20 protein-coding genes and 2 pseudogenes are annotated in these 24,986 nt (G+C 66.1%); 10 read left to right on the top strand and 12 right to left on the bottom strand.

Features of this window, described 5'->3' with window-relative positions; genetic code table 11:
- Nucleotides 1-22: 22 nt before the first annotated feature.
- From CXZ05_RS13220 to CXZ05_RS13170, 9 genes are all read left to right on the top strand, one after another.
- On the top strand, nt 23-697 hold the full coding sequence (locus CXZ05_RS13220) for a metalloregulator ArsR/SmtB family transcription factor (RefSeq protein WP_102973112.1): 675 nt from the start codon (nt 23-25) through the stop codon (nt 695-697).
- A 145-nt stretch (nt 698-842) separates the two neighbouring features.
- A complete protein-coding gene (locus tag CXZ05_RS13215; protein ID WP_102973058.1) occupies nt 843-1,268 on the top strand; it encodes an arsenate reductase ArsC in 426 nt (141 codons plus the stop codon).
- Between the two features lie 25 nt (nt 1,269-1,293).
- Nucleotides 1,294-2,271, top strand: a complete 978-nt coding sequence (gene trxB, locus CXZ05_RS13210; protein WP_102973057.1) for a thioredoxin-disulfide reductase — start codon at nt 1,294-1,296, stop codon at nt 2,269-2,271.
- A 161-nt stretch (nt 2,272-2,432) separates the two neighbouring features.
- Nucleotides 2,433-3,827, top strand: a complete 1,395-nt coding sequence (locus tag CXZ05_RS13205) for an FAD-dependent oxidoreductase (RefSeq protein WP_102973056.1) — start codon at nt 2,433-2,435, stop codon at nt 3,825-3,827.
- 52 nt (nt 3,828-3,879) lie between these two features.
- Nucleotides 3,880-4,299, top strand: a complete 420-nt coding sequence (locus CXZ05_RS13200) for a low molecular weight phosphatase family protein (RefSeq protein WP_102973055.1) — start codon at nt 3,880-3,882, stop codon at nt 4,297-4,299.
- A 2-nt stretch (nt 4,300-4,301) separates the two neighbouring features.
- A complete protein-coding gene (locus tag CXZ05_RS13195; RefSeq protein WP_258006579.1) occupies nt 4,302-5,399 on the top strand; it encodes an MFS transporter in 1,098 nt (365 codons plus the stop codon).
- Between the two features lie 99 nt (nt 5,400-5,498).
- Entirely contained in the window at nt 5,499-5,975 is a 477-nt protein-coding gene (locus CXZ05_RS13190; protein WP_102973054.1) for a universal stress protein, read from the top strand.
- Between the two features lie 856 nt (nt 5,976-6,831).
- Nucleotides 6,832-8,136, top strand: coding sequence for an SRPBCC family protein (locus tag CXZ05_RS13175; RefSeq protein WP_102973053.1), 1,305 nt, complete (start codon nt 6,832-6,834; stop codon nt 8,134-8,136).
- Nucleotides 8,133-9,539 (top strand): ferredoxin reductase, encoded by a 1,407-nt coding sequence (locus CXZ05_RS13170; protein WP_102973052.1) that lies wholly within the window; start codon nt 8,133-8,135, stop codon nt 9,537-9,539. Before CXZ05_RS13175 ends, CXZ05_RS13170 begins: the two co-directional genes overlap by 4 nt.
- Nucleotides 9,540-9,908: 369 nt before the next feature.
- On the opposite strand, the gene CXZ05_RS23420 is transcribed toward CXZ05_RS13170, so the two are convergent.
- Both CXZ05_RS23420 and CXZ05_RS23415 read right to left on the bottom strand, forming a co-directional pair.
- A complete protein-coding gene (locus tag CXZ05_RS23420; RefSeq protein WP_258006584.1) occupies nt 9,909-10,214 on the bottom strand; it encodes a DUF1016 domain-containing protein in 306 nt (101 codons plus the stop codon).
- A gap of 8 nt (nt 10,215-10,222) precedes the next feature.
- A pseudogene (locus CXZ05_RS23415) lies at nt 10,223-10,540 on the bottom strand (DUF1016 N-terminal domain-containing protein); the annotation flags it as partial.
- A gap of 407 nt (nt 10,541-10,947) precedes the next feature.
- On the opposite strand from CXZ05_RS23415, the gene CXZ05_RS13155 reads away from it, so the two are divergent.
- On the top strand, nt 10,948-13,116 hold the full coding sequence (locus tag CXZ05_RS13155; RefSeq protein WP_102973051.1) for a 3-hydroxyacyl-CoA dehydrogenase NAD-binding domain-containing protein: 2,169 nt from the start codon (nt 10,948-10,950) through the stop codon (nt 13,114-13,116).
- Nucleotides 13,117-13,191: 75 nt separating this feature from the next.
- Here CXZ05_RS13155 and CXZ05_RS13150 read toward each other — a convergent pair whose 3' ends face one another.
- The 10 genes and pseudogenes from CXZ05_RS13150 to CXZ05_RS13105 all read right to left on the bottom strand — a co-directional run bounded on the left by CXZ05_RS13150 (nt 13,192) and on the right by CXZ05_RS13105 (nt 24,955).
- Nucleotides 13,192-14,808: an ABC transporter ATP-binding protein gene (locus tag CXZ05_RS13150; protein ID WP_308411003.1), complete on the bottom strand. Its 1,617-nt coding sequence runs from the start codon at nt 14,806-14,808 to the stop codon at nt 13,192-13,194.
- A complete protein-coding gene (locus CXZ05_RS13145) occupies nt 14,778-15,566 on the bottom strand; it encodes an energy-coupling factor transporter transmembrane protein EcfT (RefSeq protein WP_102973049.1) in 789 nt (262 codons plus the stop codon). Before CXZ05_RS13145 ends, CXZ05_RS13150 begins: the two co-directional genes overlap by 31 nt.
- A gap of 21 nt (nt 15,567-15,587) precedes the next feature.
- Nucleotides 15,588-16,409, bottom strand: coding sequence for a glycosyl transferase family 9 (locus tag CXZ05_RS13140; RefSeq protein WP_102973048.1), 822 nt, complete (start codon nt 16,407-16,409; stop codon nt 15,588-15,590).
- 135 nt (nt 16,410-16,544) lie between these two features.
- Nucleotides 16,545-17,579, bottom strand: a complete 1,035-nt coding sequence (locus CXZ05_RS13135; RefSeq protein WP_102973047.1) for a nucleoside hydrolase — start codon at nt 17,577-17,579, stop codon at nt 16,545-16,547.
- Nucleotides 17,579-18,556 (bottom strand): aldo/keto reductase, encoded by a 978-nt coding sequence (locus tag CXZ05_RS13130; protein WP_102973046.1) that lies wholly within the window; start codon nt 18,554-18,556, stop codon nt 17,579-17,581. The genes CXZ05_RS13135 and CXZ05_RS13130 overlap by 1 nt, the downstream gene beginning before the upstream one ends.
- Nucleotides 18,557-18,629: 73 nt before the next feature.
- Nucleotides 18,630-18,848, bottom strand: a complete 219-nt coding sequence (locus CXZ05_RS13125; RefSeq protein ID WP_102973045.1) for a hypothetical protein — start codon at nt 18,846-18,848, stop codon at nt 18,630-18,632.
- Between the two features lie 50 nt (nt 18,849-18,898).
- The gene (locus CXZ05_RS13120) at nt 18,899-19,459 is read right to left on the bottom strand and encodes a hypothetical protein (protein WP_102973044.1); all 561 of its coding nucleotides are present in this window, start codon (nt 19,457-19,459) and stop codon (nt 18,899-18,901) included.
- Nucleotides 19,459-20,001: pseudogene (locus CXZ05_RS13115) on the bottom strand (DUF402 domain-containing protein); the annotation flags it as partial. The pseudogene CXZ05_RS13115 and the gene CXZ05_RS13120, both read right to left, overlap by 1 nt.
- A complete protein-coding gene (gene dxs / locus CXZ05_RS13110; protein ID WP_102973043.1) occupies nt 19,998-21,971 on the bottom strand; it encodes a 1-deoxy-D-xylulose-5-phosphate synthase in 1,974 nt (657 codons plus the stop codon). The pseudogene CXZ05_RS13115 and the gene dxs, both read right to left, overlap by 4 nt.
- 158 nt (nt 21,972-22,129) lie before the next feature.
- Nucleotides 22,130-24,955, bottom strand: coding sequence for an aconitate hydratase (locus CXZ05_RS13105; protein WP_102973042.1), 2,826 nt, complete (start codon nt 24,953-24,955; stop codon nt 22,130-22,132).
- Nucleotides 24,956-24,986 lie beyond the last annotated feature (31 nt).

Below are 24,986 nucleotides of genomic sequence, written 5' to 3'. Positions count from 1 at the left end.
TAAATCAGTCAAAATTGAATCAATGAAAACTGAGGCAGATGACACATTCCAAGCGAGGGTGGCCAGGCATGCGGCTCTTGCCGATCCGGCCCGCCTGCGCATCGTTGACCTCCTGACGCTCGGGGACCTGTCGCCCACCGAGCTGCAGTCCGAGCTGGGCATGCCCTCGAACCTGCTTTCACATCACCTCCGAACCCTGGAAGACGCCGGCCTGGCGACCCGGCACCGGTCCGAAGCGGACAAGCGCCGCAGCTACTTCCGGCTTGCAGCCGGCGCCTTGGATGGACTGGTGCCCGGAGTGGTGCAGAACGCCAGCCGCGTCCTGTTCGTCTGCACCCGCAACAGCGCCCGCTCCCAGCTGGCCGCTGCCCTGTGGCGTCAGGTCAGCAGCATCCCGTCGGCCTCGGCCGGAACGCACCCGGCCGACCGCATCGCGCCCGGCGCGGTCGACGCCGCCCGCCGCCACGGCCTGGACCTGCCCGACGTGGCCCCCCGGTCCCTGGATGATGTGGCGGCAGCGGCCGACTTTGTCGTGACCGTCTGCGACAACGCCCACGAGGAACTGCCCGAGATTCGCGGGATCCACTGGTCCGTTGCCGACCCCCTACGCGCGGGAACAAAGGAGGCCTTTGATCGAGCCTTTGATGACATCGCCCACCGCATCACCGGCCTCGTGCCCCGCCTCAGCGCCGCCTGACCCAACGGCGCACCAGCCATCCATATTGACATTCATCAATGTATGGCCCGATACTCGCTATATCGATCATCATCAATGTTCGGTTAGCGAGCGTCACCGGAGCCATGCAGTCCACACATCACTAACCGATTCCAGGAGAAACATCGTGAGCACCACCGAAACCGCCAAGAAGCCCTCCGTCCTGTTCGTCTGCGTCCACAACGCCGGCCGTTCCCAGATGGCCGCCGCGTTCCTGACCACGTTGGGCAAGGGCCAGATCGAGGTCCGCTCCGCCGGGTCCCAGCCCGCTGACAAGATCAATCCCGCCGCCGTGGAGGCCATGGCTGAGGTCGGCATCGACATGTCCGCCGAGGTTCCCAAGGTCCTCACCACCGAGGCGGTCAAAGAGTCGGACGTGGTGATCACCATGGGCTGCGGCGACGAGTGCCCCTATTTCCCGGGCAAGCGCTATGAGGACTGGGTCCTGGAAGACCCCGCCGGTAAGGGCGTCGAGTCCGTCCGCCCCATCCGTGACGAGATCAAGACCCGCATCGAGGGCCTGATCGACTCCCTGATCCCGGCCGCCAAGTAACCCGAAACTCTTAAGGAACACGCCCATGAGCAACGAACAGCTGATCATCATCGGCTCCGGCCCCGCCGGGTACACCGCCGCCATCTACGCCGCCCGCGCCGGTTTGCAGCCGCTGGTGCTGGCCGGCTCGGTCACCGCCGGCGGTGCCCTGATGAACACCACCGAGGTGGAAAACTTCCCCGGCTTCCCCGACGGGATTCAGGGCCCGGAGCTGATGGACGGGCTGCAGGAACAGGCCGAAAAGTTCGGCGCCAAGGTCGTGTTCGATGACGTCACCGAAGTCCAGCTGTCCGGTCACCTGAAGACCGTGGTCACCGGGGGCGGTGAAACCCACCAGGCCCCGGCGGTCATCCTGGCCACCGGCTCCGCCTACAAGGAACTTGGCCTCCCGGAGGAAAAGAAGCTCAGCGGCCACGGCGTGTCCTGGTGCGCCACCTGCGACGGTTTCTTCTTCCGCGAACAGGACATCATCGTCGTCGGCGGCGGCGACTCCGCGATGGAGGAAGCGACCTTCCTGACCCGGTTCGCGAAGTCTGTCACCGTCGTTGTCCGCAAGGACGAGCTGCGGGCCTCCCGCATCATGGCACAGCGGGCCAAGGACAACCCCAAGATCAGCTTCGCCTGGAACTCCGCGATCACCGGCATCCACGGCGACACCAAAGTCACCGGCGTCACCATCACCGATACTCTCACCGGCGAGACCCGCGAGCAGGCCGCCACCGGCATCTTTGTCGCCATCGGCCACCTTCCGCGCACCGAGCTGGTGGCCGGGCAGGTGGATCTGGACGATGACGGCTACATCAAGGTCGATGCCCCCACCACGGTCACCAACCTCTCCGGCGTCTTCGCCTGCGGCGACGCGGTGGACCACCGCTACCGCCAGGCAATCACCGCCGCCGGAACCGGCTGCGCGGCCGCCCTGGACGCCGAACGCTACCTCGCCGCCGTCGATGATGCGGACAGCATCGCTACCGCGTTAGTCGAAGAACCCAGCCACGCCTAAACCGGGAACAGGGAGGGGGTGAGCGCGATGACCAACGGATGCTGCGGCGACTCAGGTTGCTGCGACGAGGACTGCTGCTAACCCACTCTCCAGGGTCCTGCCGGCCCCACACGGGCCGGCCGGACCAAACCGCATCACCAGAACGGATGAAAGAGGGCACCATGGATTCAGCCAAGAACTTCCCGGTCGCCGTGATCGGCGCCGGCCCGGTCGGCCTGGCCGCCGCGGCCCACCTGCTCGAACGGGGCCTGGAACCGCTGATCTTTGAAGCCGGCACCTCGCCCGGGGCCGCCGTTGAACAGTGGCGCCACATTCGTCTATTTTCCCCGTGGCGGTTCAACACGGACGCCGCAGCCGTGCGCCTCCTCGAAGCCACTGGCTGGGAAGCGCCACGTCCAACCGCACTGCCCTACGGCGGGGAGCTGATCGATAACTACCTGACCCCGGTGGCGGCTCTTCACCAGATCGCCTCGCGTCTGCAGACCGGCGCGCGCGTCACTGCCGTAACCCGGCAGGGAATGGACAAGACCCACATCAAGGGCCGCGACACCACACCCTTCACCGTCCGGGTCGAACACGCCGATGGCGAAACCCGCGACCACACTGTCGCAGCGGTCATCGACGCCTCCGGCACCTGGTCCACCCGCAACCCGCTGGGCACCTCAGGACTTGCCGCCATCGGCGAAGACGCAGCACAGGACAGGATCTCCGCGCCGCTGCCCGACGTTACCGGCCGGGACCGTGCCGCCTTTGCCGGCCGCCGCGTCCTGGTCGTCGGTGCCGGGCACTCCGCCGCCAACACCCTGATCAACCTCGCCGACCTCGCCAAAGAGGAGCCGGACACCCGGATTCTCTGGGCCGTCCGCGGCGACTCGGCCGCGAAAGTCTACGGCGGCGGCGACCTGGACGGGCTGCCCGCCCGCGGCCAGCTCGGCGGCCGGGTCCGCCGGCTCGTGGAAGCCGGAAAAATTGGACTGCACACCGGCTTCGGCATCAGCTCGCTCAAATCCCTCGACTCCGGGCTCACTGTGGGCGCGGTCGATGGCCGGACCCTTGAGGCCGACGTCCTGGTGCCCTGCACCGGTTTCCGGCCCGATCTGGACATCCTGCGCGAGCTCCGCCTCAACCTGGACCCCGCCGTCGAAGCGCCGATGGAGCTGGGCCCGCTCATCGACCCGGAATTCCACTCCTGCGGCACCGTCCCGCCGCACGGCGCCAAACTCCTGGCCCACCCGGACAAAGACTTCTATATCGTCGGGATGAAGTCCTACGGCCGCGCCCCCACCTTCCTGCTGGCCACCGGGTACGAACAGGTCCGCTCCGTCGCCGCCGCCCTCGCCGGCGACCAGGAAGCAGCCGACACCGTCCACCTCGAGCTCCCCGAAACCGGCGTCTGCTCAACCGACGCCGGCACCAGCTGCGACGTCCCCGCCACCACCTCGACAGTAGCCGGAGCAGTTCCTGCCGAGGCCGGCTGCTGCGCGGCACCCGAACCTGTGCTGGTCGGATTTCCCACCGGGCTTGCCCATGGCCGCTCCGGCACCAGCGACGCCTAACCCTCGCCGCATCGCGTCCCGCCGTCTCACTCGAAAAGGAAACAACCCGCTCATGAACCAGGAAAAGACACCGTCGGTATTGTTCGTCTGCAGCAAGAACGGCGGCAAGTCCCAGCTCGCCGCGGGACTCATGCGCGACCTTGCAGGAGATGCCATTGCCGTCTATTCCGCCGGCACCAAGCCGGCGAAGTCCCTGAACCCGCAGGCGGTGGAGTCCCTGACCGAACTGGGCATCAACGTCACCGGCGAATACCCCAAACCTGTCACCGGTGAAGTCCTGGACACGGTGGACGCCGTCATTGTCCTGGGTACCGAGGCCAAGCTCGAACCGGTCGAGGGCAAGCGCTTCGAGGCCTGGGAAACGGACGAGCCCTCCGAACGCGGGATCGAGGGCATGGAGCGGATGCGCCTGGTCCGGGACGACATCAAAGCCCGGGTCCAGGCGCTCTACACGGAGCTCACCGGGAACTAGCCATGTCCGCCCCGGCACCGTCACAAACACTGGTCGCGGAGGGTGCACCGCGCGGCGGACTCGCCGCGCTGTGCATCACGCAGACCATCAGTTGGGGTGTGCTCTACTACACGTTATTGGCAGCGGTCCGGCCCATCAGTGATGACACCGGCTGGGACCCGGCCCTCGTCACGGGGGCCTTTTCCGCAGGGCTGGTGGTGTCCGCGGCGGCCGGGATCACCGTCGGCAGGATCCTGGACCGGACCGGCCCGCGGAACCTGATGATCGTCGGTGCCCTGGTCGGTGTCCTGGCACTGGTCCTGGTCGGGCTGGCACCGAACCTGGCCGTCTTCGCAGCGGCCTGGCTGCTGGCCGGAACCGCGCAGGCAGCGGTGCTCTACCAGCCGGCGTTCACCGTCATCAACCGCTGGTACGGCCCGGCCCGGGGGCGTCCGCTGACCATCCTGACCCTCGTGGCAGGATTCGCGTCCACTATTTTCGCGCCGGTCACTGCGGCCCTGTGCAGCGCTATCGGGTGGCGGGCAGCCTTCCTCGCCCTCGCCGGCCTGCTCGGTGCGGTGACCGTGCCGCTGCACGCACGATACCTCAACCGGTCCTGGCACCAGGTCAGCCACCCTGCCCAGCTGACCGGGGACAAGGCACGGGGCCGCCGCGTCCGGTGCAGCCGTGGATTCCTTGGCCTGCAGGCCCTCATGGTCCTGCTGTGCCTCGGCCTGTATACCGTGACGCTGAATATCATCCCGCTACTCATGGAAAAGGGAGCCGGTTACACCTTGGCGGCCCTTGGCCTTGGACTCGTCGGGGCAGGACAAGTCGCCGGCCGCCTACTCTTCGCCACCATCCCCGCCACGGGCCGCATCACGGTCGTCACCGGAACAGCGACAGGTGCCCTCCTTCTGCTTGCGCTCCTGCCAGGACCGGTGCCCCTGCTTATCGCTGTCGGCATGATTGCCGGCGCCGTACGGGGCTGTCAGACACTGCTGCAAGCCACCATCGTCGCGGACCGGTGGGGAACAACCAGCCTCGGCGCCCTTCAAGGGATTTTCGCCGCTCCCCTCACCATCGTCACCGCCCTCGCCCCACAGCAGGCCCGGCGATAGCTGCTTGGCTCGGCTCCTTTACCGCCATGGCTTATGTCATGGCCGCTGCCTCCGGAAGTGCACTGCTCCTTACCGTTGTCTTCCGAATGAGAAGCTCCCATGTCCGGTAAGCAATGGCCTGACGGACCCGTCATCCTGGGCACCGAATGGGATGCCTCCGAGCACCTGATCCGGGCCGCTGCGGGGCTGGCCGCTGCCCTGGGCGGACACCTCATCTGTGCGTTTGTCGACCCGGCCAGCTACCTCACGGAATGGGCGCCGGCGCAACAACTCACAGCCCTTTCCCTGGATCCCAGCATCAATGAAGAAGCACAATTCCCCTCCGAACATATGGAACGGAGGCTTGAAGCCATTCTCGGGAAACCCGGGGACACCTGGTCATTCCGCGTGCTCAACGGCAAGGTGCCCAAAGCCCTCAACCGCCTGGCCAAAAACACCAACGCAGCCCTGCTTATCGTCGGTGGCGGCCGCCCAGGAACCCTGGCCTGGCTGGACAGGACCCTCGAAGGCTCTGTTCCCATATCCCTAATCCACCAAATCCAGCGCCCGGTCCTCGTCTTCCCGGAGGCCAGGTAACAGTAGGACAACCGCGACTCAAGAAGACGAGGTCAGATCCGCCAGTCGGCACTCCCATCCAAGTCACTGTCTCAAAACCTCTGTGCCTCAAATCCCTAGGGATATAAGACGCGCTCGTCCCTGAGAGCGGTCGTGACTCCACTGGTGAGGACGCTTAGGCGGCACTGCACGGTCACGGACTTTGGGCGGGAACTGCTTGGGCATAATCACTATCCTTCTCACGGAAGATAGCGGCATCAAACCCGGGACGGTTCAGGTCCCGGATGGGTCTTGGCAGCGTTTGGTTCGGGTTAGGTCATTGCCCCGCCGACAATGCCAAAACCTGGGGCCGAGTTCTGCCGCATCGTCCACCAGGCGCGCCCGCTGTATTCGGGAATTTCTTGCGGCCCAGCAGGACACCGGGAATAAGCAGGACCGCCGGGATCCACACAATGACACTGACGGATTTGGTCACCTCTCACAGACAAGGCCTCCGGTAGGGACCTGGCCAGACCGGAAGTGACCGAGTTATTGCGGTTCGCTCGGGATGGGGGCCACCGTGGTGGTGCACAGCGTGGACGTCCGGCCGGCAACCTCGATGACCTGCGCTGTTCTGTCGTCTTGCGCCGCATCTTTAAGAGCTTGACAACAGGCGTGGCATGAGTCACTCTGTTGCGTATCCTGATTGCTGTTGCGTAGGAAGCACTTGAGGACGGAGATATGGGAGTCGCTACCGCTATCCATGGCTTTTCCTAGTTCGTGCGCTTGCACATCGATCCTCTAATCGCACGACTACAAGTTCTCGACACGCCGGTTGCCCCACTAAACCCGTCATCGCCACGATTTGCACACTACCCAGCCCCCCGGGAGGAAACACATGACTACTTCAGTGAACGTGCCCCTCAATTCACGCGGAAAACTCGCTTCATCATTGCCTGCAGAGCAGCTGGCAGAGATCACTGAGTTGTTTGCGTCCCGGCGCACGGGATATTCCCTCGACGCCCCCTTCTACACGGACCCGACGATTTTCAAAATCGACATGGAGGCCATTTTTGGCCAGCACTGGATCTTCGCCGCCAGCACCGCTGAGCTGCCGGAGCCGGGCGACTACGTCACGGTCGACTATGGGCCCTACTCCCTGATCGTGCTGCGCAACGACGACGGCGGCGTGAACGTCCTGCACAACGTATGCCGCCACCGCGGTGCCCGCGTCCTGACTGAATCCGCGGGATCAACCGGAAACCTGGTATGCGGCTACCACTCCTGGACCTACTCCCCCACCGGCGATCTGATCCATGCCTCGGCACCGGGGGAAACGAAGTTCGACAAGAGTTGCTTCGGCCTCAAACGCGCCCACGGCCGCGAGGTCGCCGGACTTATCTTCGTCTGCATTGCTGATCAGCCGCCGACGGACTTCGACGAAACCTCAAAGATCTTTGAGCCCTACCTCGCGCCCCACGATCTGGCGAAGACGAAAATCGCCTACCAGCAGAACATCATCGAGGAGGGCAACTGGAAGCTCGTCATGGAGAACAACCGTGAGTGCTACCACTGCGACGGCCACCCTGAGCTCGCCTGCTCCCTATTCCCCACCTGGGGCCTGACCGAGGGCCTGGTCCCGGCCCATCTCGAGGAAGTGTGGGACCGCAACAAGGAAGCACAGTCCTCGCTCGAGGAGCGTTGCCGCCGCTATGGCCTTCCCTACGAGGTCGTCGAGGAGCTTGACACGCGCATCGCGGGAATCCGGATCTCACGGGAATCGCTCGACGGTGAAGGCGAATCGTTCTCCCCTGATGGGCGCAGGCTTTCCAAGAAACTGCTGGGTGACTTGCGGGACTTCCGCCTTGGCCGCTGCTCGATGCACCTGCAGCCCAACAGCTGGTTCCACTTCCTGGGGGACCACGTCATCACATTCGGCGTCTTTCCCATCAACGAACACCAGACCCTCGTACGCACCACCTGGCTGGTAGCTGACGACGCCGAGGAAGGCGTCGACTACGATCTGGACAAACTCACCTACACCTGGAAGCAGACCAATCTGCAGGACAAGGCCTTCGTGGAGCTGTGCCAGAAGGGCGCCGGCAGCCCCGCCTACCAGCCCGGCCCCTACATGAAGAGCGAATACCAGGTCGAGGCATTCATCAACTGGTACGTGCAGCGAGTGCAGGAGCACTTGGCATGATTGAACTCCGCACCGAGACGGCAATCCAGGAACCACAGCGCATTCGCGGTCTTGAGATGCCGTGGAACAGGGTGATGGGCAGCACCGAGGGACCCGCCCGCGCCGCCCACGCATTGGGCCCCTGGCATCCGCAGGAGTTCATGGCCGAATGCGTCGAGACCGTTCCCGAGGCAGGCGGCATGATGACCTTCGTGTTCCGCCGCTGCGATGGTGCGCCGCTGGCGTTCCGTGCGGGCCAGTACGTGAACGTCGCCTTTCCCGTGAACGGCGAGGACCAGGATCCGGTGGACCGCAGCTACTCGCTGTCCAGTTCGCCCACCCAGCCGTGGACCTTCAACATCACAGTCAAACGCGACCCCACTGGACTCGTCTCACCCTGGGTGCACGAAAACGTCAAACCCGGCACCGTCCTCGAGATGCTCGGACCGGTCGGGGCATTCCACCTCCCCGACGCGGACCGCCGGGCACGGTACCTCTTGCTGGCCGCCGGCGCAGGCATCACCCCCATCATGTCGATGGTGCGGACCATCCACTCCCTGCCCGGACAGGCCGATGTGGTGGTGCTCTACCACGGAGCGGAAGCCGGAGGATATGCCTTCCACCAGGAGCTGGCCTACATCGCCTCCGTGGACTCGCGCGTCAAGGTCTTCTACTCCCTGGGTGACCGGAGCAAGCCTGAAGGGTGGGAATGGCTCAGCGGAAGGCTGACGGCGGCCATGCTCGACGAGGTTGCCCCCGATGCCAACGGCCGCCAGGTCTATGCCTGCGGCCCGGAGGGTTACCTGAACACCGCCACCGAGCTCCTCAAGAAGGTCGGCGTCGACGACACCTCCATCTACATGGAATTCTTCACGGGAGACCGCCAAACGCTCCTTGAATACCAGGCAGAGCTCGCGCTTGCAGCGGACATTGCAGAGGAAATCGCCGAGGAAATCGCCGATTCCGCCGAGGACTACTATGAAAGCCAGCCAACCGCGTTCGGGCTCTACGAACCAGGCTACGACGCCGAGGGGACCCTGAAGGCCACGGGGCTGCCGCTGGAAACCGTCGACCCGGACGTCCCCCGCCCCGACGGCCGTCCGGACGTCGGGCCGGATGCCGGGACCCCCGACGCCTCGAGCTTCGACACCGTCGGAACAGGAAGCCTCACCCTTTCCTTCACCCGCACCGGCCTCAACGTGCGGATCGACCCCGACGAACACATCCTCGGGGCGGCCCAGCGTGCCGGCGTCAGGATCGGCGCGAACTGCAAGGAAGGCATGTGCGGCTCCTGCAAGGTCGTCAAGCTTTCCGGCGAGATCGAGATGAACCACCAGGGCGGAATCCGGAAACGGGAGATCGATGCAGGCAAGTTCCTGCCCTGCTGCTCCACCGCGCGAACCGACTTGGTGATCGACGCCTAAGGTGTGTCTCCTGAAGCTGTCAGCCAGATGCTGATTGCCCGCAGAACGGCCCCGCCGCGGTAGGTGAGTGCGAGTTTGTCGTAGCGCGTTGCCAACGCGCGCCACTGCTTGAAGATGCTGAAGTTCCGTTCGACGACGTTGCGGCCCTTGTAGGTCCTCTTTGTCGAAGGCCGGAGGTCGGCCGCCGGTGGAGCCGCGTCGTTTTCCGTGGCCGATCTGATCGGAGGGTTTGCGGGATGACCGCCACGATGCCGCGGTCGCGGAGGTGGGGCCGGATCGCACGGGATGAGTAGGCTTTGTCACCGCCGACACGGTCCGGGCGGGTTCGTGGCCCGCCCGGACCGGCACGGTTGATCTTCAGTTGGTCCATCAGGTGGGTGAACATCGGCGCATCTCCGCCCTGACCCCGGGAAGGGGATCAGGCCCAACAAAAGCGAATCCGGGGCCTAGCTCTCGGAGGGTTTCGGTGATCCTGCTGGTGAGCGCGTTCTCCAGGTCCCGTTCGGCAACTTCGCCGGAGAGGCCAAGAAACTCAAAGTTGTAGGAGTCTTCGGCGACCTGTGCGCGAGCTCGGTATCCTGCGCAACAAGTCGTTGCGCAAAATTGGAGGGAGCCGCGCCGGTCCGCTCCATGGTGTTGTTCATGATCATGTTCATCAGCACATTGCTGGACCATCCGTACTCGACAGCGGCAGAGACGTACCACTCTCTGTCCTCAGGCTCGGAAAGCTTGTCGAGCAAGACCGTTATGTGCCCCCAATGGCAACTGCGCAACAGCCTGTTGCGCAATTGGTGCCACCGCCCAGCCTTGGCAAAAGCCGTCATGTACTGAAGGTTCCTCGGCGAGAATCCCTTCATCTCTGGGAATTCAGTACGGAGATCCTCCCCCAGCCTCTTAATGACGCTGCTCCCCCACCCCTGGCGGTTCTCCTGCGCTGTCACATCATTTCCGATGGACCAGTACCACTTTCTGGCCTGGTCCGACGGCGCGACCACCGGCATCAGCAACCTCGGCCAACCCTGCCCAAGCACCACGGTCTGAAAACTCCACAGCGTGGAGACCCACCGAGGCAACCTGCCACACACCACCGGGCTGGATCTCACCCACAGGCCGGGCCTACCCCAGCGAACAACAGGACTGGGAACCACCCCACTGGCCCAAACCACGACCTGCACGGACCACTGCCGGTGGATCCATGGCCCCACTGGGCATCAGTCACAGCAGCGTAAAAGGCCACCGCCCTTTCCACAGGAGTAGTCTGCCTCAAGGGCGGGCTCGAGTCCGGGGCCGCCGCCGTCGATCATCCACGCCGTCCGCGCCCTGTAGGGGCCTCTACTGGTTGCAGCCAATGTTACTCGCGAGTAACGTTGGCTCCATCGATACCCCGTCTCAATGAGGAGCCAACAGAATGAGCGCCGCAGATTTCCGCAAACTTGCCGATCTCTTTCCGGATGAGGCGGTCACCCATTCCTCCGTGCAGGACATCGAACTCCCTGCCGCAGAAGGCCTTGCCAGCCCGGGCGTCTTGGCCTTGATCACGCTGGACAACGGGCTGGGCCCTTCCAAGCCCACGACGCTTGGCCCCAATACCCTCGTTGAACTCGGCACCGTCCTCGAACGGCTGCGCGAGCGGGCGGCCGCGGGCGAGATCGCGGCGGTAGCCGTGACGGGCAAGCCGAACTTCTTCGTTGCCGGGGCAGATCTGTCCGCGGTCACGAAGCTGCAGGAGCGCGAGCACGGTCTGTGGATGGCGCAGCTGGGTCACGAGGTCTACGCCATGCTGGCGAACCTGGGCGTTCCCAGCTTCGCCTTCATCAACGGCGTGGCTCTCGGCGGCGGACTGGAGATCGCCCTGCAGTCCACCTACCGCACGGTGTCTGCCGGCGCCGGGGCGCTGGCACTCCCCGAGGCCTTCCTAGGGTTGGTGCCCGGGTGGGGCGGCGTGTACCTTCTGCCGCGGCTGATCGGGCCGGAGAACGCGGTGAAAGTGATGATCGAGAACGCACTGAACAACAACCGCACGCTGTCCGGCCCCGAAGCCTTCAAGCTCGGCATTGCGGATGCGCTGTTCGAGCCGGAGGATTTCCTGGCGCAGTCCGTCGCCTGGGCTGCTGGCATTGTCGCTAGCGGCGCACTTTCTCATGCAGTACCGGAACGGCCCGCCGCCGTCGATCCCGCCGACCCCGCTGTTGCCGCCCGCTGGGCGGACGCCGTGGCCGCCGGCCGCGCCTACGTCGAAACCAAAACGTCCAATGCCTCCCCGGCGCCGGCCGAGGTGCTGAACATCATGGCAGCCAACCGCACCATGACCCAGGCCGAGTCTGCCGCGCTCGAATGCGAAACGCTGGCAGGCCTAATACAGACCGACGAGTTCCGTGCAACCGTCTACGCTTTCCTGGATCTCGTGCAGAAACGGGCCAAGCGGCCCGCGGGCGCTCCCGGCCGCGAGCTCGCCAGACCAGTCACAAAGATTGGCGTGGTGGGCGCCGGCCTCATGGCCAGCCAGCTTGCCCTGCTGTTCGCGCGCCAGCTCGGGGTTCCCGTGGTCCTGACAGACATCGACCAGGACCGTGTGGACAAGGGCATTGGCTACGTCCACAGCGAAGTGGACAAGCTGGTGGCGAAGGGCCGGCTGGCCACAGACGTCGCCACTGCAGCCAAGGCGCTCGTGACAGGGTCCGTTTCCAAGGAACCGTTCGCGGACGCCGACTTCGTCATTGAGGCCGTGTTCGAGGAACTGAACATCAAGAAGCAGGTGTTTGCCGAGCTCGAGGCCATCGTCTCACCGGAGTGCATCCTGGCCACGAACACCTCCTCACTGTCCGTGACAGCCATGGCCGCAGACCTGCGGTATCCCGAGCGGCTCGTGGGCTTCCACTTCTTCAATCCCGTGGCCGTCATGCCGCTGCTCGAAATTGTCCGGGCACCGAAGACCGACGACGCGGTGCTCGCCACCGCCTTCGAACTCGCCAGGGGCCTGAAAAAGACCGCCGTCCTGGTCAAGGACGCCCCCGCATTCGTGGTCAACCGCATCCTGCTGCGGCTCATGGGCGAAGTCACAGCCGCCTTCGACGAGGGTACGCCAGCCGACGTTGCGGATGCCGCGCTGCGCCCCATGGGTCTCCCCATGACCCCGTTCACCCTCCTCGCCATGGTGGGATTGCCCGTTGCCCAGAGCGTACAGGAATCTCTGCATGCGGCCTTCGGCGACCGCTTCCCGGTCTCCCAGAACCTGCAGAAACTGGTCGACAACAAGGTCAGATCCCTGTGGTCCACGGCAGCGGACGGCGGGCAGGAGATTCCTGCCGCCACCTCTGCGCTGATGTCCTTCGGCAACACTTCGTCAACCGCAGAGGAAGTGCTGCGCCGGACCCAGGACGCCCTGGCCGAGGAGATCGGGCTGATGCTCGAGGAGGGCGTGGTGGCGGGGCCCGAGGACATCGACCTGTGCATGATCCTGGGCGCCGGCTGGCCGATGTTCCTGGGCGGAATCACCCCCTACCTCGACAGGGTGGGAGCCTCGGAGCGCGTCAACGGCACCCGGTTCCTGCCGCCGGGAGTGGCATCCCGTTCCTGACCGGCATTAGAGCCGCCCGAAACGTTGGCTTGTCCGTCCATCTCTCTGACACCGGCCTCGGGGCCGCAGGCGCGGTCAGAACTGCCGGAGCCGGCCGCCGTCTAGCCTGAGCAGCCGGTGGGCATGCGTCTTGGCGAACCTGAGGTCGTGCGTGACCATCACGACGGCGGCGCCGCGGCCGGCTGCCGCTGAGACGGCGTCCGTGAGCCGCTCCAGGCCGTGGGCGTCCAGCGCAACTGTGGGTTCATCAAGCGCGAGCACCGACGGTTCGCGCGCCAGGACTGTGGCGAGGGCAAGTAGCCGCTGGCCGGACGCCGGCAACTCATGCGGGTGCACGTTTCCGCTGTCCCCAAGGCCGACGGCGGCCAAGGCTGCTTGGGCGCGTTCCGGCGCCCCGGTGCCGAAGATGCGGTCCAGCCCGAACAGCACCTCGCGGAGCACCGTGCGCTCGAACAGCTGGTCATGCGGGTGCTGGAAGAGGAGCCCCAGGCGGCGGGCCACCAGCCCTGTGGGAACACCGGCAATGGACTCGTCCGCCACGCGGACGTCACCGCGCAGCGGCCGGTGGAGGCCGTTGAGGAGCCGGAGCAACGTGGACTTGCCGGCACCGTTGGGCCCGGTAATGGCCAGGATTTCCCCGGGCATCACCTGCAGGTCCACGTCCTCCAAAAGCAGGCTGCCCTCCTTACCCGAACTGCCGGACCGTCCCCCGAACCCGAAGGCCACACCCGCCAACTCCAAAGCCGCTTTAGTTCTAACGGCAGCAGCCCCCGCCACGGGTAGCGTCACCACCGGAGGCGGCGCCGGCATCGGATCCGGCTCGGGCTCCCGGTCAGCGGACGGGATGACGACTTCAGGGGACGTAATGACGACGCCGGATTCAGCCGGCGCACCTCCCTGCAGGATCCGGGCGGGTGGTCCCGCGGCCGTCTCCTCCCCGCCCTTCAGTACCAGCCAGCGCTCCGCCGCGCGGATCAGCGCGTCGGCGTGCTGGCTCAGCACCACAACCGCGGTACCCCGGGCCAGCTCGGCATGGACCAGCTCCACAACGGTCCGGACACCGGCCTGGTCGAGGGACTCAAGCGGCTCGTCGAGGACAAGGATGCCAGGACCGTCCACCACGGCGCAGCCAACAGCCAAGCGGCGGAGCTCGCCGCCGGACAGCGTTGCCGGATCCCGCTGCAGGAGCCCGTCGAGTCCGGTCCGGCGGGCAATATCGGCGACGGTCCGCACCATGCCGGCGCGGGGAACTCCGCGGTTTTCCAGGCTGAAGGCGAGCTCCTCCTCCACGGTTCCGCGGACCGCGGACAGCATCGCCGCCGCATCCTGCGGCACGTAGCCGACGTGCCGGGCCCACGCCCCCGGATCGATCCGCGGATCATCCGGCGCTCCGGTAAAGCGCAACGGAGCGCTGCCTGCCGGATGCCCGGCCACCTCCAGTTGCAGGCTTCCCGCCAGCGTTCCGTCCCGGCCGCCGAGCAGCCAGGCACCAAGGAGCCGTCCCAGCGTGGATTTTCCGCTGCCGGATCCGCCCAGCACCGCCGTCAGCGTGCCGGGCGAGGCGGCTACCTCCACTCCGCGAAGCGCGGGGCTGGGATCGCCGTGGTAAGAAAACGAAGCGATGGAGGCCAGCAGCGTGGTTGCGGCAGTCCTGTCCGCGATCATCCGCCGCCAGCCCCTGAAAGGAACCACGCGGACAGGGACCCGGCCGGTAGCGATTCAGCGATGCGCCAGCCCACCGCCGCCAGGGCAAGCAGGATCGCGAAAACGCGGAAGGTTGCCTGCGCGGCTGAATCGCGGACCTGCGTGAAGCTGGTCCGGGGGCCGGTGCTCCTGAACCCCCTCGCGTCGAGGGACTGTGCCCGGATGCCGGCGTCGTGAACCAGGCCCAGCACCAGCGGAACCATCTGCAGCCGGATGGCCGCAAGCCGGCTGCCAATTCCCCGTCCCACCACGAGTCCGCGCGACTCCTGCGCCTGGCGGACCTTGTCCAGCCGCGCGGCGACCAGCGGGGCAAGCAGCAGGGTGGAGGCCAGCACGTACCCGACCTGCGGCGGGACACGGCGGGCAGTCAGGGCGGCAACCAGCTCGGGGATTCTGACACTGAAGGAGAACACCATCAGCACCAGGACGAAGGCGGCGGTGCGGAGCCCCATTTCCAGGGCGAAGGTCAGCCCCTCAGCCGTGACCCGGGCCGGGCCCCAGCTGGCCAGCGCCGTGCGCCCTTCAGGGAAGAAAAGGCCGTGGATCACCAGCAGCGAAAGCCAGAAGGGGACAACGATGACTGCCGCGGCCAGGAGAACCCGCCGCACGATGCCCGCGGCGGCGGCGAGCAGCACTGCGCCGACTGCCACGGTGAGGGATACCGCCCAACTGGAGGCCGCCGTCGTAATGACCAGAACTGCGGCGGCAGCCGTCAGCGCGGTCAGCGGATTGAGGCGTGCGGCCACCTGGTCAGGAATCCCCGGTGGTCAGGAATTCCGCCCGGCCGGCTCCTTGCCGGCCAGGACGCGGAAGCGGCGGACGAACGGGAACTGGAACGTGGTGCGCCGCGGCAGGGCGTAGACCAGCATGGCCGCAATGGCGAAGACGATGGCCTTGTCCATGGGATCGGAGATCAGTGCCTGTTTGGTGACGGCGGCCAGCAGCGTGTCGCCCATGGCCCGGAAGGCGCTGACGATCGCGCCGGTGCCCACCCCTGAGGTGCCGCCGAAGACAAACGTCGCGATCGGCGCGGACACCACGCCGGCGACGATTCCGGTGACGAAGCCGGAAACCGGGGCCAGGTAGAACCGGCGGAACAGCCCGTACCGTGCGGCGACACCGGCCAGGAAGCCGATCAGCGCGGCGCCGGCCGCGAAGGGCAGGACCGTGGGGTTGAAGAACGACCATACGATGCTGCTGAGGGCACCGGTGGCGGCGCCGGCCGCAGGTCCGGCCAGGACGGCGATGAGCACGGTGCCGATGGAGTCGAGGTAGAACGGCAGGCCGCTGGTGCCCATGAGCTGTCCCAGCACGATGTTCAGGACAAGGGCCACCGGAATGAGCACCACGGTGGACGTGGGCAGGGTGGGGAGCACGCCCACGATCAGCAGCAGGGCGCCAAGAAGGAAGCCGCCCAGTGCGACGAGGGAGGAAACGCTGCCGGGCCCGCCTGCAATGTCGGCAGGCTGGGTGAGGACCAGGAAGATGAAGGTGGCGGCGATGGACGCGGCGCCGAGCAGTTCGAGGAGCCTCCGACGGCGGACGGCTTTCCGGTCCGTGGGAGGAAGCGTAAGCGACTGCTGTGACATGGTGGATCCTTAGGCTGAAAACGGCGGGTTCCGCACCCGCGGCGTGATCTCCCGCGTGCGCGGAAGCAGGCGCCTATGTCACCTTGGCGCGGCTACCATCCTACCGACCCGGGGGCGCGACTAGCTACGCTCCGGTCAGAGGGGCCGTTCCCCCACTGCAGCCGCCAGCCTGCCCACGGAGGAGATCAGTTCGTCGAAGCACTGGTCGGGATCGTTTGAGGTGACGATCCTGGCATTGAACGGCTCCTTCCAGATGCCCCGGAAGTCGGCAACGGTGGTCCCCACCAGGCGGGGCGCCTCCGTTTCGACGTGCACGGTAGCCGGCCGCGTGCCGAACGGGGTGCGTTCGATGGCCGCAGCTGCTGCGAACGCGTCATGCATGTGCGCGATGTACCCCTGGTCATAGAGCCGGTGGAACTCCATGTAGAAGCGGATGGCGTCCGAGAGGCACGCCACGAGCGGGTTGCCCGAGCCGCTGCGCTGGCCTTCCGGCTGTCCGGGCAGCACGAGTTCCGGTTCGGCTCCGGCGGCCTCGGCGAGCCGCTGCAGGTGCTCGGGCCGCAGCTCGATGCGTTCCGTGGTCTCGAGGGCGCACACCACCGGAAGGCGGCCCTCCGGTAGGCCGCTGTATGCGGCGAAGACCTCCGCGGCCGCGTGCGGGTCCACGGAAACGTTCCACTCCGCCGTCGGCGTGGTGTTGCCCTGGTAGTTGAAGCAGCCGCCCATGATGACCAATCCCTTGAGCAGTTTGGGAAGGTCCGGCTCCGCCCTCAGCGCCAGCGCGAAGTTGGTCAGCGGCCCGGTGATGAGCCCGGTGACCTCACCCGGGCGTGCCCGGGCCGTTTCCACCCAGACGTCGACGGCATGCCGCGATGAAATTCCCTGCTTCGGCGGCGGGAGCTCGGCATAGCCGATCCCCTGCGGGCCGTGCGTTTCCTCGGTGGTGACCAGCGGAATCTCCAGGGGCACCTCGGCGCCCACGGCGACTTCGATGCCGGCCCGGCCGCAGAGTTCGAGCAGGGCGAGGTTGTTCAGTGCCACCTGGCGGGCGCCCACATTGCCCGCCGTGCAGGTGATGGCCTCTAGCCGGACCTCCGGCCGGGACAGCAGATAGACCAGCGCGAGGGCGTCATCGATCCCGGTGTCAACATCCATGAGGATGGACGGCATCAGAACAGGGCCACCTTGGGGGTCTGCGGGAAAATGACATCCAGTTCGTCAAGTTCGGCCCGGTCCGGCACCCAGGCCACCGCCCCGGCATTCTGCCGGACCTGCTCCGGACGCGTAGCGCCGGCAATCACGCTGCTGACCGAGGGCTGCGCCGCGAGCCAGGAGAAGGCCACCTGCACTTCAGTCAGGTCGCGGGCGGCGGCGAAGGCGCTGAACGCCTTCAGCTGCTGCCAGTCGGCGTCGTGCACCAGGTTGGTCCGAGTGTGGCTGAGACGTGATCCTTCCGGTGCCTGACCCTGCGCGTACTTGCCGGTCAGGAGACCGTTGGCCAGCGGGAAGTAGGGCAGCACGCCCAGCCCGTACGCCTCGGCAGCCGGGGTGACCTCCTGCTCGGCGCGACGGTCCAGGAGGTTGTAGTGGTTCTGCGCGGAGACAAACCGGGCCCCGCCGCGGGCGCGGGCCACGTATTCAGCCTCGGCGATCTGCCAGCCGGCGCGGTTTGAGTGGCCGATGTAGCGCACTTTGCCGCTGGTGACGAGGTCGTTCAGCGCGTCGAGGGTCTCCTCGATCGGCGTCAGGGGGTCGGGCGTGTGGAACTGGTACAGGTCGATGTAGTCGGTGCCGAGCCGGCGCAGGGAGGCCTCCGCGGCGCGGATGACATAGCGGCGCGAACCGCGGGCGCCGAAGTCCTCGCCGTTGGCTCCGCGCATGTCCATGCCGAACTTGGTGGCCACCACGACGTCGTCCCGCCTGGCCCCCAGCGCCTTGCCGAGCATCGTTTCGCTGAGCCCCGGTTCACGGCCGTAGGTGTCGGCGACGTCGAAGAGCGTCACCCCGGCGTCGAGGGCGGCATGCACGACGGCGTCCGTCCCCTCCTGCGATTCGGTCACCGTGTTGGCCCGGCCGAGGTTGTTGCAGCCGAGGCCCACGACGGAGACGGTCAGTCCGGATTTTCCAAGACGGCGGTATTCAGTCATGGAATCACCCTATAACGACCCCGGCGGGCAGCTTTCGCGGCCCGCCTTTCCGGCCTTCTGCTGGAGGTACCCCTCAGGCGGTGGCGAACTCCAGACCGTGCTCCTCCAGGGCATCCTGGAGCTGGGCGAGGGTCCGCGGGCATATGCCCGGGAGCGCCGCCAGCTGGCGCCGGCCGAACTGAGCCAGCTGCTCAAGGGACTCCACACCGGAGTGGGCGAGGATCCTGCGGTCGGGCGAGGCGAGGCCCCGCGGAAGCGGCGTGCGGCCCGTACGAGCTGACTTCTTTGTCATGATGTTCTGCCTTCCCTTGTGCTTCGACTGCGTTAGGTGCTTGAACTGCTTTAGAGGGTGAAGCCGGCCACCTGCTTGGGTGAATGCTTGAGCTTAAGGGCCGAGGGGTCGCTGAACGGGGCGGCTCCAATGCTCAGCTTGGTGAAGTCCAGGTCCTCGCCACGGATGCAGACCTTGATCGCGTTCACGGCCTTGTTCACATCCGGGCAAAGGCAGAAGATGTTGAGCTTGGCGTCGCTGAATTCCGAGCGGTCCACAATGCCCAGCCCGCGCCAGGCCAGGTGCCCGGCAAGTGCGTCCTTCGCCTTTTCCTCCAGGTAGCGGTCGCGGCTGGTGCCCTCCCGGGTCTTGAGTGCGTACTGCGCCACTACCCAGTACTGCTCCTCGTCCGGAATCTCGGCGTAGCCGTCCTCGGCGCAGGCCGCCCCGAAGGCGTCCATCAGGCGCTCGGCAGCCTCGGCGTCCGGCACGTCGGTTTCCTGGGTCTTGCTCTGGTGACCCACGGCGCCATGGTTCATGACGAACTGGCTGTAGTCCTCGTCGTACCAGGCTTCCCGGAACAGCAGCGCTCCTTCGTCGTCGCGCTTGTAGACCCGGATAATTCCGCGCATGCCCGTCCTTTCATAAACCAGCTGGTGTCGGTACCGTCAAACGGAGCATCCTGGCCCTTGACGGTAAGGAACAGGGCGTCGCACTCGGCCTGCATGGTGTGCACCAGCGTCTCAGGGTACTTCATGCGGAGCCGGTGCTCGGCGAACTCGTCCTCGTCGTCGACGAAGACGCCGCGCTTCACCGAGCGGATCACGTCGAGGTCCATGTCGATAACGTGGAATTCAGTGACATCCTGCTGGATCCTGCGCCACTCGTGGCCGGTGGCCAGGTCGACGTAGACGCGGAAGTCGCCCGGGTAAGTGTCGTCGTAGAAGGTGACGACGAACTCGCCGGTCCGCGGAACCAGCAGCACGGCATCGGACGCCGTGTAAAAGGCGGCACCCGGCCGGGAACAAAACTCGTTGGCCGGCTGGAAGATCCACCAGCCGTGCTGGTCCTCGCCGAGGTACCTGCCGGGCACCACCCAGTGTGCCGAGCCGTCCCATTTGCTGTTGCGGGACACCACCAGTTCCCCTGGCTGCAGGGAATCGGGCTCCCTCACAGCTTCGGCAGGCTTCCGGTGGTGGGGTGTTCCTGACCGGGCAGCGGACGGGCGAACGGAACCTTGGTCCCGAGGACCTGGGCAACGACGTCGTGGGTGATCTGCTGGGCAGTGAGGCCCACGCGTTCCAGCACCTGGCTCCGGGTGCCGTGGTCCAGGAATTCGACGGGCAGGCCAACCTCGTTCAGGGCAGTGTCCACACCGGCGGCGCGCATTTCCTGGCGGATCCGGGATCCGACTCCCCCGGCCCGGACGCCGTCCTCGATGCAGATGACCAGGCGGTGCCTGGCGGCCAGGGCGATGATCGACTTCCGCACCGGGAGTACCCAGCGAGGATCCACGACGGTGGAGCTGATCCCTTGGGCGCCCAGCCGGTTGGCGACGTTCAGGGCCAGCTCGGACATGGCGCCCACGCTGACAATGAGGACGTCATTCTCGGTGGATCCGGCCGGGCGGCGGGACAGCACGTCCACGCCGTCGGCCAGCCGTTCAATGGCCTCGACCTCGGCGCCGACCGTTCCCTTGGAATAGCGGATGACAGTGGGGGCGTCCTCGATCGCGACGGCTTCGCGGAGCTCTTCGCGCAGCCGGGAGGCGTCGCGCGGCGCAGCCAGGTGGAGCCCGGGAACGATCTGGACCATGGCCATGTCCCACATCCCGTGGTGGCTTGCGCCGTCGGGACCGGTGACGCCGGCGCGGTCCAGGACAACTGTTACGCCCGCCTTGTGCAGGGCGACGTCCATCAGCAGCTGGTCAAAGGCGCGGTTGAGGAAGGTGGCGTAGACGGCCACCACCGGGTGCAGCCCGCCGAAAGCCATGCCCGCCGCGGAAGTCAGGGCGTGCTGTTCGGCGATGCCGACGTCAAACACCCGCTCCGGGTGCCGTGCCGCGAATTTGTGCAGCCCCACCGGGATGAGCATGGCACCGGTAATGCCGACAATGTCCTTGCGCTCGTCCGCGATGTCCGCGATTTCGTCGGCAAACACCGACGTCCAGGACTTGGCGCCGCCGGCCTCGGCGGGCTCGCCCGTCTCGGGATCGATGATCCCGACGGCGTGGAACTGGTCCGCTTCATGCGCGCGGGCCGGCGCGTAGCCGTGGCCCTTTTCGGTCATGGCGTGCACAATGACCGGGCCGGCGTAGTTCCTGGCGGTGGACAGGGCGTGTTCCATGGCCTGCAGGTTATGGCCGTCCACCGGGCCGATGTACTTCATGCCGAGGTCCTCGAACATGCCCTGCGGCGCCCACCAGTCCTTGATGCCCTTTTTCATGGCGTGCAGGCTCTTGTAGGTGAACTGGCCGACGGGACCGCCGTTCTGGAGCTTTTTCTTCCACCAGTCCAGGACGACTTCGTAGGCGGGGGCGGCACGGAGGGAGTCGATGGTGGGGCGCAGGGACGCCAGATAGTCGGCAAAGCCGCCGACGGTGGGGGCGTAGGAGCGGCCGTTGTCGTTCACGACAATCACGACGCGGCGCTTCTTGTCCGCCGCGATGTTGTTGATGGCTTCCCAGGCCATGCCGCCGGTGAGCGCGCCGTCTCCGACGACGGCGACGACGTACCGGTCGCCGTCACCGGTCAGCTGCCGGGCACGGGAAATGCCGTCGGCCCAGGACAGTGAGGATGAGGCGTGGGAGCTTTCGACGATGTCGTGCTCCGACTCGCCCCGGTCCGGGTAGCCGGACAGGCCGCCCTGCTGGCGCAGGGTGCTGAAGTCGTGCCGTCCGGTGAGGAGTTTGTGCACGTATGACTGGTGGCCGGTGTCAAAGACGATGCTGTCGCGGGGCGAATCGAAGATCCGGTGCACCGCCATGGTCAGTTCGACGACGCCGAGGTTGGGACCCAGGTGCCCTCCCGTCTGGGAGACGTTGCCGATCAGGAATTCCCTGACCTCGGCGGCCAGCTGATCCAGCTGCGCCGCGGACAACTTGCTCAGGTCCTGCGGATTCCGGATGGTCTCCAAGATTCCCAACGGCCCCTCCTTCGGCTGGTAGACATGCCCATTAACTCTAACGCCTCTGCGCCGGCCCATGTGGCCGCGCCAGCACCAACGCAAGAGGCCCCGGCCGGTCTGCTGACCGGCCGGAGCCTCTTCGCACTGCTTACCGGGGCTGGCCCGGCTAAATTCCGCTAGTTAGCGGAGATCTGGCGCAGAACGTACTGCAGGATGCCGCCGTTGCGGTAGTAGTCCGCCTCACCCGGGGTGTCGATGCGGAGCACTGCGTCGAAGGACTTCGCGGAGCCGTCCTCGGCGGTGGCGGTGACCTTGAGGGTCTTGGGCGTGGTGCCTTCGTTCAGGGCGGTGACGCCCTCCACAGCGAAGGTTTCCGTGCCCGTCAGGCCCAGCGTGGCAGCGGACTCGCCGGCCGGGAACTGCAGCGGAAGGACGCCCATGCCGATGAGGTTGGAGCGGTGGATGCGCTCGTAGCTCTCGGCGATGACGGCCTTGACGCCCAGCAGTGCCGTGCCCTTGGCTGCCCAGTCACGGGACGAACCGGAGCCGTACTCCTTGCCGGCCAGGACCACCAGCGGGGTGCCGGCTGCCTGGTAGTTCTGCGCGGCGTCGTAGACGTAGGCCTGCGGGCCGCCGGCCTGGGTGAAGTCGCGGGTGAAGCCGCCCTCCACGCCGTCCAGGAGCTGGTTCTTGATCCGGATGTTCGCGAACGTGCCGCGGATCATGACCTCGTGGTTGCCACGGCGCGAGCCGTAGGAGTTGAAGTCCTTGCGCTCCACACCGTTGGCCAGCAGGTACTGGCCGGCGGGGGTGTCGGACTTGAACGAACCGGCCGGGGAGATGTGGTCCGTGGTGACGGAGTCGCCGAGCTTGAGCAGCACGCGGGCACCGCTGATGTCCTGCACGGGCTCCGGCTGGGCCTTCATGCCCTCGAAGTACGGGGGCTTCCGGACGTACGTGGACTTCTCGTCCCAGGCGAAGGTGTCACCGGCAGGGGTGTCGAGCGCCTTCCAGCGGTCGTCGCCCTCGAAGACGCCTTCGTAGCCCTTGGCGAACATCTCCTTGTCGATGGAGGAGTCGATGACTTCCTGGACCTCAACCGGGTTGGGCCAGATGTCCTTGAGGAAGACGTCGTTGCCTGCTTCGTCCTTGCCCAGGGCGTCGGTTTCGAAGTCGAAGTCCATGGAACCGGCCAGGGCGTAGGCGATGACCAGCGGCGGGGAGGCCAGGTAGTTCATCTTGACGTCCGGGTTGATGCGGCCTTCGAAGTTGCGGTTGCCCGAGAGCACGGCGCTGACGGCGAGGTCGTTGGCCTGGATGGCCTCGGAGATCTCGGCTTCCAGCGGACCGGAGTTGCCGATGCAGGTGGCGCAGCCGTAGCCCACGATGTAGAAGCCGAGCTTCTCCAGGTACGGGGTGAGGCCGGACTTCTCGTAGTAGTCGGTGACCACCTTGGAACCGGGGGCGACAGACGTCTTGACCCACGGCTTGGCGGTGAGGCCCTTGTTCACGGCGTTGCGTGCCAGCACGGCGGCGGCAAGCATGACCGAGGGGTTGGACGTGTTGGTGCACGAGGTGATCGACGCGATGGTCACCGCTCCGTGGTCCAGGTCGAACTCGCGGCCGTCTTCCATCTTTACGGCGACAGGGCTGGAGGTGCGGCCTTCGGCACCGTGCGCGGCCGAGTACTTCGGCGGAACGCGGTCGCTGTCGGTCACGTGCGTGGCGCCGGTGGTGAAGGAGGGCGGGTCGGAAGCCGGGAAGGATTCCTCCAGCGACTCATCCAGCGAGCCGGCGTCGGCGTCGTGGGTGACGTAGTTCTTGAGGTCGTGGCGGAATTCGTCCTTGGCCTCGGTCAGCTCGATGCGGTCCTGCGGACGCTTCGGGCCGGCGATCGACGGAACAACGGTGGAGAGGTCCAGTTCGAGGTACTCGGAGAACTTGATCTCTCGGGAAGGATCGTGCCAGAGGCCCTGTTCCTTCGCGTAGGACTCAACCAGGGCAACGTTTTCCTCGGAGCGGCCGGTGAGGCGCAGGTAGTCGAGGGTGACGTCGTCGATCGGGAACATGGCGGCCGTGGAACCGAACTCCGGGCTCATGTTGCCGATGGTGGCGCGGTTGGCCAGCGGCACTGCCGCCACGCCTTCGCCGTAAAACTCCACGAACTTGCCCACAACACCGTGCTTGCGCAGCTGCTCGGTGATGGTGAGGACGACGTCGGTGGCGGTGGCACCGGCCGGGATGGAACCGGTCAGCTTGAAGCCCACGACGCGCGGGATCAGCATGGAAACGGGCTGGCCCAGCATTGCGGCCTCGGCCTCGATGCCGCCAACGCCCCAGCCCAGCACGCCCAGGCCGTTGACCATGGTGGTGTGGGAGTCGGTGCCGACACAGGTGTCGGGGTAGGCGCGCAGCGCGCCGTCCACTTCGCGGGTCATGATGGTGCGAGCCAGGTACTCAATGTTGACCTGGTGCACGATCCCGGTTCCCGGCGGGACAACCTTGAAGTCGTCGAACGCGGTCTGGCCCCAGCGCAGGAACTGGTAGCGCTCACCATTGCGCTGGTATTCGATCTCCATGTTGCGCTCCAGTGCGCCGGAGTTACCGAAGACATCGATCTGGACGGAGTGGTCAATGACCATCTCGGCCGGAGCAAGCGGGTTCACCCTCTTTGGATCGCCGCCAAGCTCCTTGACTGCCTCACGCATGGTGGCAAGGTCCACCACGCAGGGAACACCAGTGAAGTCCTGCATGATCACGCGGGCAGGCGTGAACTGGATTTCGGTGTCGGGCTGGGCATTAGGGTCCCATCCTGCCAGGGCGCGGACGTGCTCGGCGGTGATGTTCGCGCCGTCCTCGGTCCTCAACAGGTTTTCAAGCAATACCTTGAGGCTGAACGGAAGGTTTTCTGAACCTTCAACGGAGTTCAACCGGAAAATTTCGTATTCGGTTCCGGCTACATTAAGTTTGCCTTTTGAACCGAAGCTGTCCACAGTGCTCATCGCAGGACTCCTCTCGCAACAGTTTCATCTT

It is taken from the genome of Arthrobacter sp. AFG20 (genome assembly GCF_002892795.1).
Classification (GTDB): Bacteria; Actinomycetota; Actinomycetes; order Actinomycetales; family Micrococcaceae; genus Arthrobacter.
This window is presented reverse-complemented; position numbering and strand designations above follow the sequence as displayed.